Here is a 16,717-nt window from a genome sequence, read left to right on the forward strand (position 1 = left end):
TTGAAGTTATCTGTTAACCCAGGTCAGCACTACTTCGGTTTGAGTAGTGCTGACCGAGATTAAAGAGCGGTGTGATAACAAACAACAGTCTAAGAAACTTGTTGAATGCCGGCCAACAACCATGTGGCATGTGGGTCCTTGAGATTTTTTTGTACATGCCAGATTTCATCAAATGCTTCTGGATCACCATCCGGCAAATCTCTTAACTGACCTGTGAAACGAACACTTGCGATGGCCATATCATCAGTTGTTTCGACTTCTAGAAAATTAGCATCAATGAACATGACTTCCGTTTTTTGTTGCGCATCACCACGTTCATTAATTTGCGTACTAATTTCAGCCAGCATAGCGGGCGTCGTGTAGTCGCGAATTTCATTAATATCACCATGATCGTGAGCAGCCTGCAAACGCATAAACGAAGCTTTTGCGTTGCGTAAAAAAGGTTCTACTTTGAAGTCTGCGGGGATATTGGGTTGCCGATGAGCGGTTTGATCGTTCATGGCCGCGGTTCCAGCAGGAGGCGTGAACGCAGGGGTATTGAAGCTATCACGTGTATTTGTATTCATGCCCGAGTATTGCATGGAGGGCGATTGTTCCACTTTGGGTTTACGCAGCATACGGATGATGAAAAACGCAGCGCCTACGAGTAACAGCATGGTTACGATATCCATCATGTTGATGTTTTCAAACGCGCCTCCCATAAAGAGTGCAGCCAATAAACCACCAGCGGCCAAGCCGGCTAATGCACCGCCCCATTTACTGCCGCCTGCTGCTGCGGGCGCTGCTGCTGGTGCTTGTTGAGGCTTAGGTGCAGCTTGCTGCTGATTAACCGATTGACGTTGAGTGCCAAGATTCTTGCCACCGCCCATGCGCTTAGCTTCCGCATCAAAAGCTAGCAAGCCAAAACTGAAGATAGCTAAAGTCAGAAAGGTGAGTATTTTCTTCATAATGATCTCGCAAACTGTATTGTAAAAGCTCCGAGTATAGCATCGGGTTTGTGCTACCAGCTACATTGAATTTTCAGTTATGCAAATTTTGAGTACGATCCTTCTGTCGCGAAAAGCATTTGATGGCATTCCCTAGCGTAACAATACTAAATGGGGGATTGCTTCGTTCTCAATCCATACAATTGCATTCTGATTGAATTTTTGTCCGATTGACCGGGCGGTATTGAGATCCAATCCAGAAACAAAGAAGCTTTTTTCAGGCGGCCATTTACCAGATGGATCTACATTCAGGCTTTCAATCGTCGAGTAAGAATGATGATTCAAATAACTCCTGAGTAATTCGTGTGCAGCTAAGTTTGCCTCGTTACTTGCAAGTCGGCTGCATGGATTATAAGCACTCATTATCGCAGCGCAGGATTGTCTGAGTGTCGCCAGAAGTTTTGTGAGCGGTTTCGAATGTTGGTCGATGCGCAGGGATATTGCATCTGGACCGATCCCAACTTGATAATATGTGCTAAGGTAGCTGGCGATAAGGTTTTTAGAGATCAACGATAGTGTCAAAGTCATTGGCTTCGATAGCAGCGTATATAACGCTGCATAGGCATGCGGATTTACTAATCATCGCTGTGCTCGTGATTATGACCATGACCATGACCATGACCATGACTGTGATCATGATCTTGCGCAGCTTTGATGAGACTCTGATATTCCTCAGGTTTCATGTGATTTAATTTCAGCACAAAAGCTACCATTCCCCAAATAGCTTGATCATCATGACTTAGGCCCCATGCTGGCATGGCGGTCATTTTCAATCCATTTTTTATTACCCAGAAGTGCGCTCTGGCGAGTTCCAGTTTTTTTGCTTGATCATTGATAGGTTCACGTTGATGGAATATCGGCGCTTGGGGGTACAAGCCTATTGAAAGCTCTGTCGGCTCTGCACCGGGCGCCAAGTGGCAAATTGAGCACATGGCGTCATAGTGCTCGGCGCCCTGGGCGAGCAATTCCTCATCCTGCAGTGAGGGTACTGCCAAGTCCCTGGCACGTGCCTTGATGGAGCTTTCACGCACCCATTCTATGATTTTTTCGGTGATGCCCCAGTGCTTTTCTGTGGCTGCGATATTGTAAGCACTTGGTCCAATAGCGATAATGGCAAGCATAAGTGATACTAATATAAGACTAACAATTATTTTCATTTTTTTGCCTTATAAAATTAACTGGGGTTTAGTTTCAATTCAGAGTTGTTCTTCCACGCATGGTACTTTTAATTTTAATGGGAATCAATTTGCATTCTTTGAGCCTGCAGTTATTGCTGCTACAGAATTTTCTATACCGTCCTCTGTGTTGTTTTCCAATTTAGCTTGAATTGTTGCATAATTTAAATGAGGTGCGAACATTTCTATAAAATCGAAAATATAGCTGCGCAAATAGCTATTGCGGCTTATGCCGATACGGGTGGTGCTGGGCTCAAATAGATGGCTGGCATCAATGGATCTCAGGTTTCTGTCACGTTTGGGTTCAAAAGCCATATTAGCGAGTATTCCAATGCCTAATCCCAATTCCACGTAGGTTTTGATCACGTCTGAGTCAATTGCTGTCAATACTACATTAGGTTCCAGTCCAAGCTTTGCAAAAGCCTGATTAATTTTTGAGCGACCAGTAAAAGCGAAGTCATAAGTAATAATGGGATATTGATTGATCGCTTCCAATGTGAGTTTCTTAACCTTCAAGAGCGGATGTTTGGGCATTACAACGACACATCGATTCCATTCATAGCATGGCAACATGACAAGCTCCTGGAATTGTTCAATGGCTTCCGTAGCAATCGCGACATCCGCTTCGCCGGAAGTTACTAAAGATGAGATCTGCATCGGGCTGCCTTGGCGCAGGATAAGTTTAACTTTGGGATATCGCGCGGTGAAACGCTTGATTACAGCTGGCAATGCGTAGCGAGCCTGAGTATGAGTGGTTGCAATAGTCAGTGTGCCGCCTGCTTCATTGGTAAATTCCTGCGCGATTTTTTTTAGATTGTCAGCATCGCGTAGCATCCGAGTTGCTGTTTGAATAATTAATTGTCCAGGGGGGGTTATTTTTACAACGCGTTTGCCATTGCGCAAAAAAATATCGACACCGAGTTCGTCTTCAAGCATCTGAATCTGTTTGCTGATGGCTGGTTGAGAAGTATGCAAATTTTTCGCCGCTTTGGACAAATTCATATCCTGACGGGCGGTTTCACACAAGTAACGAAGTTGTTGCAGTTTCATGGATGCACCTGGTAATAATAAATGGTTATATAGATCTAATATAATATTATTTTGATTTATAAAAATGTATTGTTATCATGATATACAGTTAAAAAAGCAAATTGGTAGGTAGTTACTAATTCTATTCTGTCAGGTTCTCTGATCAACTTTATTCATACTCCTATATCTTGCTTGATATCGACACGCGAAAGGCGATTATGGTTGGTTTTTTGGTAGAATAGCGAATTTGCTATCTTCTGTCTGCGCTGGTTGAGTGTGTGTCAAGGATAATGGAATGCTGAATAATCGCTGATCTATCCGATCAGAGTTGAAAAATCAAATTGATGGTGGTGAAGTTGTACTTAATAATGGCAGGATGATAAGCATCTGAGATGGTGAGTTGCTTTTTTTGTCAGATTCCGGCAATTTTCCATTAATGAAACAAGGATTGATTGATGAGTACGAATGTAGAGAATAAGCCCAAGCAAGTGACCTGGTTTAATGGTTGTGGCGGGCGGATTGGTATTGTGGTGGGTGAAAATGGAGAGCATGCCTATATTGGTATGGCATTAAAACATGACGAAGATGATGATGTGGATCATATCATGAAGTATGGCGCCAAATTTCCATTGGATGCGGCATTGTTACTGCCGGTATCTAAGCATTATACCCATGAATCCTAAGGGAACTTATTGGACATCTTTGAGCAAATAAGCGAGGAAATTAATTATGTATCGCTATGATGAATATGATCAACAAATAGTGAATGAGCGCGTCAAGCAGTTTCGTGATCAGGTGCGCCGGCGTCTGTCAGGTGAGTTGACTGAGGAGGAGTTTCTGCCTTTGCGGTTGCAAAATGGTTTGTATATGCAAATCCATGCTTACATGCTGCGTATAGCAGTGCCATATGGTCTGATATCTTCCAAGCAAATGCGAATGTTTGCTCATATTGCACGAAATTACGATCAGGGTTATGGTCATTTCACGACACGTCAGAATATTCAGTTTAACTGGATTAAATTGGAAGATACGCCGGATATTCTGGCGGATCTGGCGTCAGTTGAAATGCACGCTATTCAAACTTCTGGGAATTGTGTACGTAATATTACATCGGATGAATTTGCCGGCGTGGCACAGGATGAAGTTGTTGATCCACGTCCGTATGCGGAAATTTTGCGTCAGTGGAGCACTTTCCACCCAGAATTCGCGTATTTACCGAGAAAATTTAAGATCGCTATCAGTGGTGGAAAAGAAGATCGCGCCGCGATCTATGCGCATGACATCGGGCTGGCGGTAACAAAGAATATAGAGGGAGAAACCGGCTTCCGGGTACTGGTTGGTGGTGGATTGGGGCGAACACCGATCATTGGCAATGAAATTTGTGAATTTGTGCCATGGCAGCACATCTTGACGTATGTCGAATCTATTTTGCGCGTGTATAACCAATATGGTCGCCGTGATAACAAATTTAAAGCGCGCATCAAAATACTCGTGAAAGCACTTGGGATTGATGAATTCAAGCGTCAGGTGGAGGCCGATTGGGCTGATCTCAAAGATGGTCCTGGAACATTATCCATTGAGGAAGTCAATCGTGTCGCTTCTTTCTTTATTGATCCGTCTTATGAAGTATTAACCGACCATAATTCAAAATTAAATGAATTCAAAGCGGACAGCCGCTCATTCTCGAACTGGTTATTGCGCAATGTTAAACCTCATCGTATTCCCGGTTACGCGATCGTTGTTTTGTCGTTGAAGAAACCCGGTGAGGCCCCTGGCGATGCTACGGCTGAGCAAATGGAAGCGGTTGCGAATTTAGCGGATCGCTATAGCTTTGGTGAATTACGCATCACGCACAAGCAGAATCTGGTATTGGCGGACGTCAGGCAGAAAGATTTAATCCGCTTATGGCAAGAAGCGGCCGAGCATGAATTGACTACACCCAATATTGGCATGCTGACCGATATTATTAGTTGTCCTGGAGCAGAATTTTGCACGCTTGCCAATGCTCGCTCGATACCGCTGGCGAAGGTGATTGCCGAATGCTTCGAAGACCTGGATTATCAGCATGATATCGGCGAGATTACATTGAATATTTCGGGTTGTGTGAATGCTTGCGGGCAGCATCATATTGGAAATATTGGGATCACCGGTGTGGAAAAGAAAGATCACGACGAGTGGTATCAAGTTTCGATTGGTGGCGCGGAAGGTAACGACAGCTCGATTAGTAAAATTATTGGCCCGTCATTTACCTTCAATCAAGTGCCTGAGGTTATCGAACGTTTGATTCATGTGTATCTGCGCGAGCGTATAGAAACTGAGCGCTTCATCGATACGGTACGTCGCATAGGTCATGCGCCATTTAAAGAGCATGTGTATGCTACCGACTTTATGGCTCAGGAAGAAAAAGTTGCTGACAAACATAGCGTGGAGCCTGCGCAGTACGAGGTTCCCTATTATTCACCCAGGTTCTAATCGATATGATCATAAAAAATAAAACCATTGTTGCGGATGATTGGGTGGTCTTGCGGTTACAGGAGCAAGATGCTGCAGAGAGCGTTATGGTTGCTTCAGGGAAAGTCATTGTTCCACTAAAGGTATGGCAAGCTCAACGCGAAACGTTGCAGCGGCGCGAAGATATTGGTGTTTGGCTGGCTAGTGATGAGCGTCCGGAAGATTTGAAGGGCGATATACACAAATTCTCTGTGATTGCAGTCGATTTTCCAAAATTCTCGGATGGCAGAGGTTATTCCATTGCTTATAATCTGCGCGCACGACTAGGCTATAAGGGAGAATTGCGGGCGATCGGTGATGTGTTGCGCGATCAATTGTTTTACATGCAACGTGTCGGTTTCGATGCTTTTGCGCCGCGGCCGGATCGCAAGATTGAGGACGCAATAAAAGGACTCAGTGATTTTTCAGAGGTTTATCAGTCGTCATTCGATCAAACTCTACCACTGTTCCGGCGTACACAGCGCAAAGGAAATTCGACTGCAGGAACGCTCAATGATTGACTTGCAACAGAGAGTTGATCAGGCTGTTTCCGTTCTGACTGAGGCTGTGCATGATTATGCGCCGGTGGCGTTTGCTAATAGCCTGGGTGCTGAAGATATGGTGCTAACAGACATCATTGATCGCTATCAAATCGATATCGAAATGTTTAGTCTGGATACCGGGCGTTTGCCGCAAGAAACATATGATTTGATGCAGATCGTGCGAGAACGCTACAAAATAATGTTGCGCATCTTTTTCCCCAATGTAAAACAAGTTGAAGAGTATGTTGCGGAGCATGGTGTCAATGGATTTTATCAAAGCGTTGATTTACGTAAAGCTTGTTGCTATATCCGTAAAGTGGAGCCGTTGCGCCGCGCTTTACAGGGTAAGCGTGGATGGGCCACCGGAATCAGGCGTGAACAGGCATCCACTCGGGCAAATCTGGAAGTATCTGCGTACGATATGGACAATCGCATGCAAAAGATTAATCCGTTGTTGGAATGGTCTAGTACGGAGGTTTGGGAATATCTCAAACGCTACGATGTGCCTTATAACAAATTGCATGATAAATTTTATCCCAGTATCGGCTGTGCCCCCTGTTCGAGAGCTGTTACACCGGGAGAAGACATACGTTCCGGGCGCTGGTGGTGGGAAACTCCGGAAACCAAGGAATGCGGATTACATACCGATAAGGTAATTCGATTAAAATAATTTTGATTATTAGGAATATCAGATCTGTTTTGTCACAGCAACACATCTAGAATTTGCATTGTTTTATTTGTTGAGAGAAAGAAAATGAGTCATCACGCATTTACCCATCTTGATGTGCTTGAAAGTGAGGCGATACATATAATGCGTGAAGTGGCGGCAGAATGTGTCAATCCTGTGTTGTTATTTTCCGGCGGGAAGGATTCCATTGTTTTATTACGTTTAGCTGAGAAAGCATTTCGTCCCGGACGGTTTCCGTTTCCATTGATGCATATTGATACCGAACATAATTTTCCAGAGGTTATTGCATTTCGAGATCAGCGAGTCAAAGAATTAGGCGAGCGGCTAATTGTGCGCAGTATGGAAGATTCGATTAAAAATGGCAGAGTAGTGTTGCGTTCAGAGACGCAAAGTCGTAATGCATTTCAATCAGTGACACTGCTGGATGCCATTGCGGAATTCAAATTTGATGCATGTATCGGTGGTGCTCGGCGGGATGAGGAAAAAGCGCGCGCCAAAGAGCGAATTTTTTCTTTTCGTGACGAATTTGGTCAGTGGGACCCTAAAAATCAGCGACCCGAGTTATGGGATATTTATAATACCCGGACGCACCCTGGCGAAAATATTCGGGTATTTCCAATCAGTAATTGGACTGAGTTGGATGTTTGGGAATATATAGCGCGCGAAGGGTTGGAAGTACCAAGAATCTATTTTGCCCATACCCGTGAAGTGATTCGACGTACTGCAGGATTGCTGCCTGTTTCTCATTTAGTGCAGCCACAGGCTGGCGAAAGAACTGAGCATATCACAGTACGTTTTCGTACTGTGGGTGATATGAGTTGTACCTGCCCGGTTGAATCGAATGCAGTAAATGTCAATGAAATTATCGCTGAAACAGCAATGACACGTATTACTGAGCGTGGTGCTACGCGTATGGATGACCAGACTTCGGATGCATCGATGGAATTACGTAAGAAGGAGGGGTATTTCTAAAATCGATGAATAAATGGAGAATTCTGACTGAAATAGTTCCGCAATCAGTTAGTTAAATCCGCCGACATTGTTTCAAACTATATTCCAACAATTTTATTTGCAGTAATACAATTTTCCGAAGGATTTCCAAATGTCGGTCATTGAAAAAATATCTCTTGATCAAGCAGAATTACTGCGTTTTATTACTGCCGGTAGTGTAGATGACGGCAAAAGTACTTTGATTGGACGTTTACTGCATGATTCGAAGTCTATTTTTGAAGATCAGTTAACTTCAATTGCCAACACGACGCAAAAACGAGGTTTGCAGGGTGTAGACTTATCCTTGCTAACTGATGGATTGCAAGCAGAACGGGAACAAGGAATCACTATTGATGTTGCGTATCGTTATTTTGCTACGCCCAAGCGTAAATTCATCATAGCTGATACACCCGGCCATGAGCAATATACGCGGAATATGGTTACCGGGGCATCAACTGCTAATCTGGCTATTATTCTGATTGATGCGCGTAAAGGTGTGCTTGTGCAATCCCGACGTCATGCCTACTTGGCTAGCCTAGTGGGGATTCCTCATCTGGTTGTGGCGGTTAACAAGATGGATCTAGTGGATTATTCACAGTCGCTATTTGAGAAAATTTGTAACGAATTTGATGCTTTTGCGGAAAAACTCAATCTGGAAAATATCATCTATATTCCCATGTCGGCTCTGAATGGCGATATGGTAGTGGAACGGAGCGATCATCTAGGTTGGTATCAAGGTACCACGTTGCTGGATTTGCTTGAGACGGTATCAATCGAAGATGATATCAATCGTGAAGATTTTCGTTTTCCAGTGCAATGGGTATGTCGACCGCAATCCAGGGAGTTACATGATTTTCGTGGTTATATGGGGCGCATAGAATCGGGTTCTATACGTATAGGCGATGAAATAACATTGCTTCCGTCAAATCTGAGCTCACAAGTTAAAGAAATTATTGTGCATGAAAGCTCTGTTGATGAAGCATTTGCTCCTCAATCCGTTACCTTGACGCTTGAAGATCATGTGGATATTTCGCGTGGGGATATGTTAGTGAAAGCTGGCGAAAAACCTCAGGTCACCAAAACATTCAATGCCATGCTGTGCTGGTTTTCTGAGCAACCGCTGGATCTGGATCGGAAGTATTTGATTAAACAAACAACTCGCATTGTAAAAGCAATTATTAGTCGAATTGATTTTCGAGTTGATATTAATACTTTGAATCATGAGACTGTAAATACTCTTAGAATGAATGATATCGCTCATGTTGGACTCAAAGTCCAAGGGCCGATTGTTTGTGATGACTATGCAAGTAACCGGGCAACAGGATGCTTTATTATCATTGATGAAAATAGTAATAATACCGTAGCCGCCGGCATGATTTTGCCAAATGAAGAACGATCACAAGCATAGAAAATGGATACATGGATCGCATTCTTTTATTCATTGTATTGCAGAAATAACTGATAAATCTTTTGTTTCTGCTGGCCTTCGCATAGAAGTAATAGCAATACCTCAAAGAGATGGCTACAACGTGTCTGTCAGTGAAGTAATAAATCAAGTTATTACAAAATGCATAGAATAAAAAGCCCAGATTTGAAACTAAACAAATGCACTGTTCTCGTGGTCGAGGATAATGAACTGAATCAACAAGTAGCTCAGGGATTACTTGAATATAACGGCGCTGTTGTAGCTATTGCTAGCAATGGACAAGAAGCACTGGATAAGTTAAGTAGAGGAGAAATTTTTGACTGTATATTGATGGATATTCAAATGCCTGTTGTAGATGGTCTAGAGGCTGCCAAACTGATTCGTGCAAATCCGCAATGGCCGTACATGCCGATTATTGCGGTGACAGCCAATGCGGATCAGCAGTATAGAGAATTGTGTCGAAGTGTTGGCATGACTGATTTTTTAGTCAAGCCAATTGATCCAGAACAGCTAGTCAGGATTATATTAAAGTGCCTGTCACCAAGATAGGAGTGATAGATAATAAGTGTAATTAGAATTTTCTCTTAATGGATCAACAGCATTGAAGTAAGCTTGAGTATAAAATTCGTATGGATGGTAAAAAGCAAATGCGTGTGCTGGTACTTGATGATGACAAATTTATGCTTAAGTTTGTCAGTCATTTACTTAGAGAACTTGGCGTTAGTGAGGTATTGGTTGCAGAAGATGGAAGAGCGGGTCTATGTGTCTTGTCAGCACAGGTGACTTCCGTTGATTTGCTGATTTGTGATATTGAAATGCCTGAAATGGATGGAATCGAGTTTTTGCGTAATATAGCGGATCAAAATTACAAGGGAAAAATTGTATTGTTTTCAGGGGTCAGTCATGATCTGCTCAAAGCAACAGAACGCTTAGCCATAGCCCGGGGACTCAATGTTATAGGGATACTATCTAAACCAGTGACAGTTGATTCTTTGACAACAGTATTAGAGCAGTTATTGATACCTGTTCCACGAGAAGTTACTCGCGCCCGGATAATGCAGATTTTTGATGAACAAGAAGTCAGGCAAGCATTGGTCGATGATCGGGTTGATTTGTTTTTTCAACCCAAAATTGCTGTATTGAGTGGCAATGTAACTAGCGTGGAATGTTTGGCACGCTGGCATCATGCTGAATATGGTTATGTTTCACCTGATAACTTTATTCCGATTATCGAACAGAGCAGCCTAATCAACGATTTTACTCGTGATGTTTTAATAAAAGCTTCTCAGCAACTGGATGTATGGCTACAGCAAGGATTGGATTTAAATATCTCTATTAATGTATCGATGAAGAATTTGGATCGGTTTAATCTGCCAGAGATTTATGCAGAAGCGGTGAGTGAGTGTAACGTGCCAATTAATCGGGTAACTCTCGAAATTACAGAAAGTAAGCTGGGAAAAGATTTTGCGCAAACCTTGGACATTCTGACGCGAATCAGGCTTAAAGGTTTTGGATTGGCCATTGATGATTTTGGTACTGGTTATTCTTCAATGGAAACACTCAAACACTTGCCCTTCACAGAACTTAAAGTAGATCGGATTTTTGCACATGGTGCGGCTGAAGATCCGGCGACTCGTGCAATCCTTGAATCGAGTATAAAATTAGGCAGAGTTCTTGGCCTAAACGTAGTGGTAGAAGGAATTGAAACGAAGGCTGATTATGCATTGGCGATCGAACTTGGCTGTGATGAAGTGCAAGGATATTTTGTTGCAAAGCCGATGTCGTCGGATGAACTTATTAAATGGTTATCAGAGTATAAAAATACAAATGATGAACGTTTATAGAAACTCAAAACTTTGAATATAAGCGGGCAATATTGCCACAAATAATGATGGCCTATTTTCCCATTAGCAAAAAATAATTATTAAATATCTGGAATTATGACAAAAATGGATGCTACATTGCATACTCGGCAGGAAACTATAACTACTTCATCAAATTTTAACTTTGGCTTTACTATCGCTGATCTTTATCGTCGTGACGGCTTGGTTAGGCTGGATGAAGTATTTCTGGACTTTCTTCGCACCGGTGATGAGGCGCTATATAAAAAACTGGAGTATGCGCGTGCACATCCAAATGATTTGTTACCCAAGGACGAATCCGCATTATTAATTGAAATTGCACCTTGGCTGGAAGATTTTATTGCCCGGTTGTTTAGCATTGAGAACGAAGTGCAGCAGTTGGCAGCAAAGCATCATGAATTGGCTCCGCTATATTTTTGCAAGCGACAATTTGTCCAACGCCGAGCTAAGGGAAAAGTTAATGATGAAGAGTTGGCTGGTATTGATGGATTGATTCTTGAAAAGGAACTTACGGCAGAATTTGGCGGAGCTTTTTCAGAATTGGTATTTGCTACTAAAGTGATGCAGTGGATGGATGCGGAAGCGGATAATGAATTCCGGTTGAAAAAAGCACTCCACTATGCTGCCTGGGCACTGAGAACGCCAGAAGGGCAACGACATACCCAACAAGGAATTTTATTTAAGTCGCCTGCCAAGTTGGATTTTCAGCATCTATTGTCATTGGAAACGGATGAATCGGCAGGGTATCCGATGCATCGGCTCGGGCATCTACGTGAACGCAATGGCTTTGCGTTGACCGATACCGGAACGGACCTGATGGGGGCGCTCGATGAAGCCAATTACTGTATCTGGTGTCATGATCAAGGTAAGGATTCGTGCTCTAAAGGTTTGATACAAAAATCGAAATCACCGGATGAGCCATCTGCTTTCAAGCGCAGTGAGTTGGGCGCGCTGCTGGCAGGCTGCCCGCTGGAAGAGCGTATTTCCGAATTCCATAAACTTAAAGCACAGGGTGTCGCGGTGGGCAGTCTGGCCATGATCACATTGGATAATCCGATGTGTGCCGGAACCGGCCATCGTATTTGTAATGATTGTATGAAATCCTGCATTTATCAGAAGCAAGAGCCGGTTGATATTCCGCAAGCTGAGACACGAACGCTCAAAGATGTGCTGGAACTGCCATGGGGATTTGAAATTTATAGTTTGTTGACACGCTGGAATCCGTTAAATTTGCAACGACCAGTGCCAAAACCGGCATCCGGACGCAAGGTGCTGGTGGTAGGCATGGGACCGGCCGGATATACGCTGGCTCATCATTTGATGAATGAAGGCCACACGGTGGTTGGAATTGACGGGCTTAAGATCGAATTTTTGCCGGAAGAGATATCGGGTGTAAATCTACAGGGAGAACGCGTGCCATTTCAGGCGATTCGACTGTCTAGTACGTTAGAAGAAAATTTAGATCAACGCACACCTGGAGGTTTTGGTGGAGTGGCAGAATACGGAATTACCGTGCGCTGGAATAAAAATTTTCTCAAGTTGATTCGTTTGTTACTGGAGCGAAGAGAAGAGTTTGCATTGTTTGGGGGTGTACGTTTTGGTGGTACATTGACTACCGATGATGCATTTGCCATGGGATTTGATCATGTTGCCCTGGCTGCCGGAGCTGGGCGACCCACTGTGCTGGATTTGCCGAATGGATTAGCACGTGGGGTGCGTGCCGCATCGGATTTCTTGATGGCCTTGCAACTTACGGGTGCTGCGCAGAGCGATTCGATTGCTAATATGCAATTACGTTTACCGGTGGTGGTGATTGGTGGCGGCCTGACAGCCATTGATACAGCCACTGAGGCATTGGCATATTACCCGGTTCAGGTGGAGAAGTTTTTGCAGCGCTATGAAATACTGACCGCAGTACAAGGTGAAGTTGCGATTCGAGAAGTTTGGGATGATGAGGAAAAAGAAATTGCTGATGAATTTCTTAATCATGCGCGAGCAATTCGGGAGGAACGTCAAGCTGCAGAAAAAGAAAAGCGCGCACCGCGTATCGTCAACCTGCTACAAGCATGGGGTGGCGCGACAATAGCTTACAGGAAGCGTTTAATAGATAGCCCTTCTTATACGTTGAATCATGAGGAAGTGGAAAAAGCGCTGGAAGAAGGCATCTGGTTTGCTGAGGGAATGACCCCAAAGCGTGTTAATGTGGATCAGTGGGAACACACGCAATCGGTACAGTTTATAGTACAGAAGCGGGATGAAACCGGGCAGTGGCATGATACAGGTAATGTAGAGTTACCGGCGCGTGCCTTGCTGGTTGCGGCTGGCACTCAACCCAATACCGTGCTGGCACGGGAAGATGAAAAACTATTCAAGCTCAATGGCCGCTATTTTGCTGCCTGTGATGAAGAAGGGAATCCAGTGCAGCCTGCCTATGCCAATCCCAAACCCGAGACGCCGATGGTTTTGCTTAGTCGCTATCGGGATAGTCAGGATGGTCGCTTTATCAGTTTCTTTGGTGATTTGCATCCTTCTTATTCCGGTAATGTGGTGAAGGCGATGTCAAGTGCCAAGCAGGGGTATCCTTTGGTGCACCGTGTGCTGGAACGTATTAAACCAAAATTGAGCTTATCAACTCAGCAGTTTTTTGCAGGACTGAATAATCAGCTTCGTCCAACGGTATATAAAATAGTAAGACTTGCTCCTAACATCATTGAAGTTGTCGTACATGCTCCGATGGCAGCAGAGCATTTTCAGCCAGGTCAGTTTTATCGCTTCCAGAATTATGCAACGTTGGCGACAATTGCTGGAGATACGAGATTGGCAATGGAAGGTCTGGCGTTGACGGGTGCATCGGTTGATGTCGAGCATGGATTGGTCTCACTCATTGTTTTGGAAATGGGTGGATCTTCCAATGTGTGTGCAATGCTTAAACCGGGTGAACCAGTAGTTCTGATGGGGCCTACCGGAACACCAACAGAAATTCCTGAGAATAAGACGGTGGTGCTAGTGGGGGGTGGTCTGGGTAATGCGGTACTATTTTCCATTGGCACGGCCGCACGTGCAGCCGGTTCGAAAGTGTTATATTTTGCTGGCTATAAGAAACTGATTGATCGTTATAAAGTGACTGAAATCGAGGCCGCAGCAGACATTGTCGTGTGGTGCTGTGATGAGTCTCCCGGTTTTACAGCCACACGCCCACAAGACAAAAGCTACGTAGGGAATATTGTGCAGGCGATGGTGGCTTATGCCAGCGGTGAATTAGGTGCGCAACCAGTGCCGCTGGGCGAAGGCGATCATATTATCGCAATTGGCTCAGATCGTATGATGGCTGCTGTCGGTGTAGCCCGTCATAATCAATTAAAGCCTTATTTGAAAGCGGATCATTTTGCCATTGGTTCGATTAACTCGCCCATGCAGTGCATGATGAAGGAAATTTGCGCGCAATGCCTGCAACCCCATCAGGACCCGGAAACGGGGAAAATTACCTATGTATTTTCTTGCTTCAATCAAGATCAACCCTTGGATCAGGTGGATTTTTCTGGATTGAATACACGCTTGCGCCAAAACACTGTACAAGAAAAACTAACAAACCGATGGATCGATCGTTGTTTAAAAAACGGAGTATGATCTATAGTGATTAAAGAAGTGGAAAAAGGTTTACTATCGGATGAATCATTGCCGGTTAATATCACAGTATTGCGTCAGATGTTTCATGATAACTCTGTGTTAGTACGAAAGTTCTGTCTTAAATTTATAGAAGTTGCCAATAACACATTATCGGAAATGAAAGTAGCTCATGCTGAAAAAGATCTATCAGCGCTAGGGCGCTTAGGCCATAAATTGAAATCTTCAGCCAGGACAATTGGAGCCTTAAGTTTCGCTGATTTATGCGAAGCACTTGAGCAAGCGAGTGCTGATAATAATTGGCTTGATGTAGAAACAATACTGGCAAAGATTTCGTCTTTATTGAAACGGATTACAGAACAATTAGAAAATGAGTTTAGTAAAGTAAGTGAATAAGACTCCTGGTAGATAACTCTATTGAACAATTTATGAGTATTCGAAAAGAATTTTTTATCAAAAAACTACTGAGAAGCGTGATTACTGGATAACTTTTGATCCATTTTCTTGATTATTTAGTCCTACGCAGACTTAACTGCTACGAAAGGTTGTGTGAATAATCAGAAAATCATGCGATATCAAGTTTTTCCTGATCCATTTACTGAATTGTGAGTAAATTGATTTATAATTCACAGTTCATTAAAAGGATTAAACTCAATATCAGTTTTTATTTGCAAGCAGGTTGGAAAGAAAAGGGAGATTATCAATGCATATCGGCATACCAGCAGAAATTCGCGAAAAAGAAACGCGTGTAGCAGCTACACCGGAGACCGTGAAAAAATATACTGCCAAGGGTGTTCATAAGGTTTTAGTCCAGTCAGGTGCTGGTGCGGGTGCCAGTATACCGGACTCAGCCTATCAGGAAGCAGGTGCATCTATAGTTAACGATGTGGCTGAATTGTATGCGCAATCACAAATTGTTCTCAAAGTACGCGGGCCGGAATCCAGCGAGTTAGCAATGATGCGTAAGGATGTGGTGTTGTTGGGATTGTTGTCGCCGCATCAAAAAGATGGAGTGGATGCACTTGCACAGCATGGATTGACTGCTTTTGCGATGGAGAAGTTACCACGTATTTCTCGAGCGCAAAATATGGATGTTCTGTCGTCACAGGCAAACATTGCGGGCTATAAAGCGGTCATCATGGCAGCAAATGCCTACCAAAAATTCTTCCCTATGCTGATGACAGCAGCGGGTACTGTGAAGGCAGCGCGAGTTCTAATACTGGGCGCAGGTGTTGCTGGGTTACAGGCTATTGCAACCGCGAAAAGGTTAGGTGCAGTGGTTGAAGCTTTCGATGTGCGGCCGGCAGTTAAGGAACAGGTAGAGAGTCTGGGTGCCAAGTTTGTGGAAGTGCCACTCAGTGATGAAGAAAAAGCCAAAGCTGAAACTGCGGGCGGGTATGCGACGGAAATGTCGGATGATTATAAGCGGCGACAAGGTGAGTTAGTCCATGAGCGCGCGATTTTAGCAGATATCATTATTACCACCGCATTAATTCCAGGGCGTCCAGCGCCCGTTTTGATCAAAGAAGAAACCGTACAGGCGATGAAGCCAGGTTCGGTTATTGTCGATATGGCAGTTGAAGCAGGCGGTAATTGCCCATTATCCGAATTAAATAAGAATGTGCTTAAACATGGTGTCCACCTGATTGGAATTGCAAATCTTCCTGGTTTAGTGGCGGCCGACGCTAGTGCTTTATATGCACGTAATCTGATGAATTTTCTTAACCTAATGCTTGATCAAGAAAGTGACGCATTGAAACTAGACCGATCAGATGAAATCATTGCGGGTACATTGCTATGTACAGGCGGAGAAGTCATTGGAAAATCATAATCAGTGATAAGTTAAGTAGAATGCTTATTCAGTTGCAGCTTCGAGCACGTACAGTTAATAAACGAATTTTAAAG

Annotated in this window: 15 protein-coding genes; 11 read left to right on the top strand and 4 right to left on the bottom strand. The window is 43.7% G+C overall.

The window, feature by feature from the left end:
• Nucleotides 1–89: 89 nt before the first annotated feature.
• From C7H79_RS07310 to cysB, 4 genes are all read right to left on the bottom strand, one after another.
• Nucleotides 90–947, bottom strand: coding sequence for a Tim44 domain-containing protein (locus C7H79_RS07310; RefSeq protein ID WP_106706637.1), 858 nt, complete (start codon nt 945–947; stop codon nt 90–92).
• Nucleotides 948–1,079: 132 nt separating this feature from the next.
• A complete protein-coding gene (locus C7H79_RS07315; protein WP_242447187.1) occupies nt 1,080–1,514 on the bottom strand; it encodes a DUF3293 domain-containing protein in 435 nt (144 codons plus the stop codon).
• 47 nt (nt 1,515–1,561) lie between these two features.
• On the bottom strand, nt 1,562–2,143 hold the full coding sequence (locus C7H79_RS07320) for a c-type cytochrome (RefSeq protein WP_106706638.1): 582 nt from the start codon (nt 2,141–2,143) through the stop codon (nt 1,562–1,564).
• Nucleotides 2,144–2,227: 84 nt separating this feature from the next.
• Entirely contained in the window at nt 2,228–3,211 is a 984-nt protein-coding gene (gene cysB / locus C7H79_RS07325) for an HTH-type transcriptional regulator CysB (RefSeq protein WP_106706639.1), read from the bottom strand.
• A gap of 434 nt (nt 3,212–3,645) precedes the next feature.
• Here cysB and C7H79_RS07330 point away from each other — a divergent pair, with 434 nt between their 5' ends.
• The 11 genes from C7H79_RS07330 (at nt 3,646) to C7H79_RS07380 (ending at nt 16,643) form a co-directional block, all read left to right on the top strand.
• Nucleotides 3,646–3,873 carry a hypothetical protein gene (locus C7H79_RS07330; RefSeq protein ID WP_106706640.1) on the top strand — a complete coding sequence of 76 codons (228 nt, stop codon included), beginning with the start codon at nt 3,646–3,648 and terminating at the stop codon, nt 3,871–3,873.
• 46 nt (nt 3,874–3,919) lie between these two features.
• On the top strand, nt 3,920–5,662 hold the full coding sequence (locus tag C7H79_RS07335) for a nitrite/sulfite reductase (protein ID WP_106706641.1): 1,743 nt from the start codon (nt 3,920–3,922) through the stop codon (nt 5,660–5,662).
• A gap of 5 nt (nt 5,663–5,667) precedes the next feature.
• The gene (locus C7H79_RS07340) at nt 5,668–6,201 is read left to right on the top strand and encodes a DUF934 domain-containing protein (protein ID WP_197714606.1); all 534 of its coding nucleotides are present in this window, start codon (nt 5,668–5,670) and stop codon (nt 6,199–6,201) included.
• Nucleotides 6,194–6,892 (top strand): phosphoadenylyl-sulfate reductase, encoded by a 699-nt coding sequence (locus C7H79_RS07345; protein WP_106706643.1) that lies wholly within the window; start codon nt 6,194–6,196, stop codon nt 6,890–6,892. Before C7H79_RS07340 ends, C7H79_RS07345 begins: the two co-directional genes overlap by 8 nt.
• Nucleotides 6,893–6,976: 84 nt before the next feature.
• Nucleotides 6,977–7,882 carry a sulfate adenylyltransferase subunit CysD gene (cysD, locus tag C7H79_RS07350; RefSeq protein WP_106706644.1) on the top strand — a complete coding sequence of 302 codons (906 nt, stop codon included), beginning with the start codon at nt 6,977–6,979 and terminating at the stop codon, nt 7,880–7,882.
• A 130-nt stretch (nt 7,883–8,012) separates the two neighbouring features.
• Nucleotides 8,013–9,308: a sulfate adenylyltransferase subunit CysN gene (cysN, locus tag C7H79_RS07355; protein ID WP_106706645.1), complete on the top strand. Its 1,296-nt coding sequence runs from the start codon at nt 8,013–8,015 to the stop codon at nt 9,306–9,308.
• A 159-nt stretch (nt 9,309–9,467) separates the two neighbouring features.
• Nucleotides 9,468–9,875, top strand: a complete 408-nt coding sequence (locus tag C7H79_RS07360) for a response regulator (protein ID WP_106706646.1) — start codon at nt 9,468–9,470, stop codon at nt 9,873–9,875.
• An 80-nt stretch (nt 9,876–9,955) separates the two neighbouring features.
• A complete protein-coding gene (locus C7H79_RS07365; RefSeq protein ID WP_106706647.1) occupies nt 9,956–11,170 on the top strand; it encodes an EAL domain-containing response regulator in 1,215 nt (404 codons plus the stop codon).
• 96 nt (nt 11,171–11,266) lie between these two features.
• The gene (locus tag C7H79_RS07370; protein ID WP_197714607.1) at nt 11,267–14,815 is read left to right on the top strand and encodes an FAD-dependent oxidoreductase; all 3,549 of its coding nucleotides are present in this window, start codon (nt 11,267–11,269) and stop codon (nt 14,813–14,815) included.
• A gap of 6 nt (nt 14,816–14,821) precedes the next feature.
• Complete coding sequence (locus C7H79_RS07375) at nt 14,822–15,208, top strand: Hpt domain-containing protein (RefSeq protein ID WP_106706649.1); 387 nt, start codon at nt 14,822–14,824, stop codon at nt 15,206–15,208.
• A gap of 307 nt (nt 15,209–15,515) precedes the next feature.
• Nucleotides 15,516–16,643, top strand: a complete 1,128-nt coding sequence (locus C7H79_RS07380) for a Re/Si-specific NAD(P)(+) transhydrogenase subunit alpha (RefSeq protein WP_106706650.1) — start codon at nt 15,516–15,518, stop codon at nt 16,641–16,643.
• The last annotated feature ends 74 nt before the right edge of the window (nt 16,644–16,717 follow it).

It is taken from the genome of Nitrosomonas supralitoralis (genome assembly GCF_003011925.2).
GTDB lineage: Bacteria > Pseudomonadota > Gammaproteobacteria > Burkholderiales > Nitrosomonadaceae > Nitrosomonas > Nitrosomonas supralitoralis.

Bases quoted from the DNA above. Each gene is read 5' to 3' on its own strand.
- cysN (WP_106706645.1), top strand. From the start codon at position 8,013: ATGTCGGTCATTGAAAAAATATCTCTTGATCAAGCAGAATTACTGCGT.
- C7H79_RS07365 (WP_106706647.1), top strand. From the start codon at position 9,956: ATGGATGGTAAAAAGCAAATGCGTGTGCTGGTACTTGATGATGACAAA.
- C7H79_RS07340 (WP_197714606.1), top strand. From the start codon at position 5,668: ATGATCATAAAAAATAAAACCATTGTTGCGGATGATTGGGTGGTCTTG.
- C7H79_RS07345 (WP_106706643.1), top strand. From the start codon at position 6,194: ATGATTGACTTGCAACAGAGAGTTGATCAGGCTGTTTCCGTTCTGACT.
- cysD (WP_106706644.1), top strand. From the start codon at position 6,977: ATGAGTCATCACGCATTTACCCATCTTGATGTGCTTGAAAGTGAGGCG.
- C7H79_RS07380 (WP_106706650.1), top strand. From the start codon at position 15,516: ATGCATATCGGCATACCAGCAGAAATTCGCGAAAAAGAAACGCGTGTA.
- C7H79_RS07370 (WP_197714607.1), top strand. From the start codon at position 11,267: ATGACAAAAATGGATGCTACATTGCATACTCGGCAGGAAACTATAACT.
- C7H79_RS07360 (WP_106706646.1), top strand. From the start codon at position 9,468: ATGCATAGAATAAAAAGCCCAGATTTGAAACTAAACAAATGCACTGTT.
- C7H79_RS07330 (WP_106706640.1), top strand. From the start codon at position 3,646: ATGAGTACGAATGTAGAGAATAAGCCCAAGCAAGTGACCTGGTTTAAT.
- C7H79_RS07320 (WP_106706638.1), bottom strand. From the start codon at position 2,143: ATGAAAATAATTGTTAGTCTTATATTAGTATCACTTATGCTTGCCATT.
- C7H79_RS07315 (WP_242447187.1), bottom strand. From the start codon at position 1,514: ATGACTTTGACACTATCGTTGATCTCTAAAAACCTTATCGCCAGCTAC.
- cysB (WP_106706639.1), bottom strand. From the start codon at position 3,211: ATGAAACTGCAACAACTTCGTTACTTGTGTGAAACCGCCCGTCAGGAT.
- C7H79_RS07335 (WP_106706641.1), top strand. From the start codon at position 3,920: ATGTATCGCTATGATGAATATGATCAACAAATAGTGAATGAGCGCGTC.
- C7H79_RS07310 (WP_106706637.1), bottom strand. From the start codon at position 947: ATGAAGAAAATACTCACCTTTCTGACTTTAGCTATCTTCAGTTTTGGC.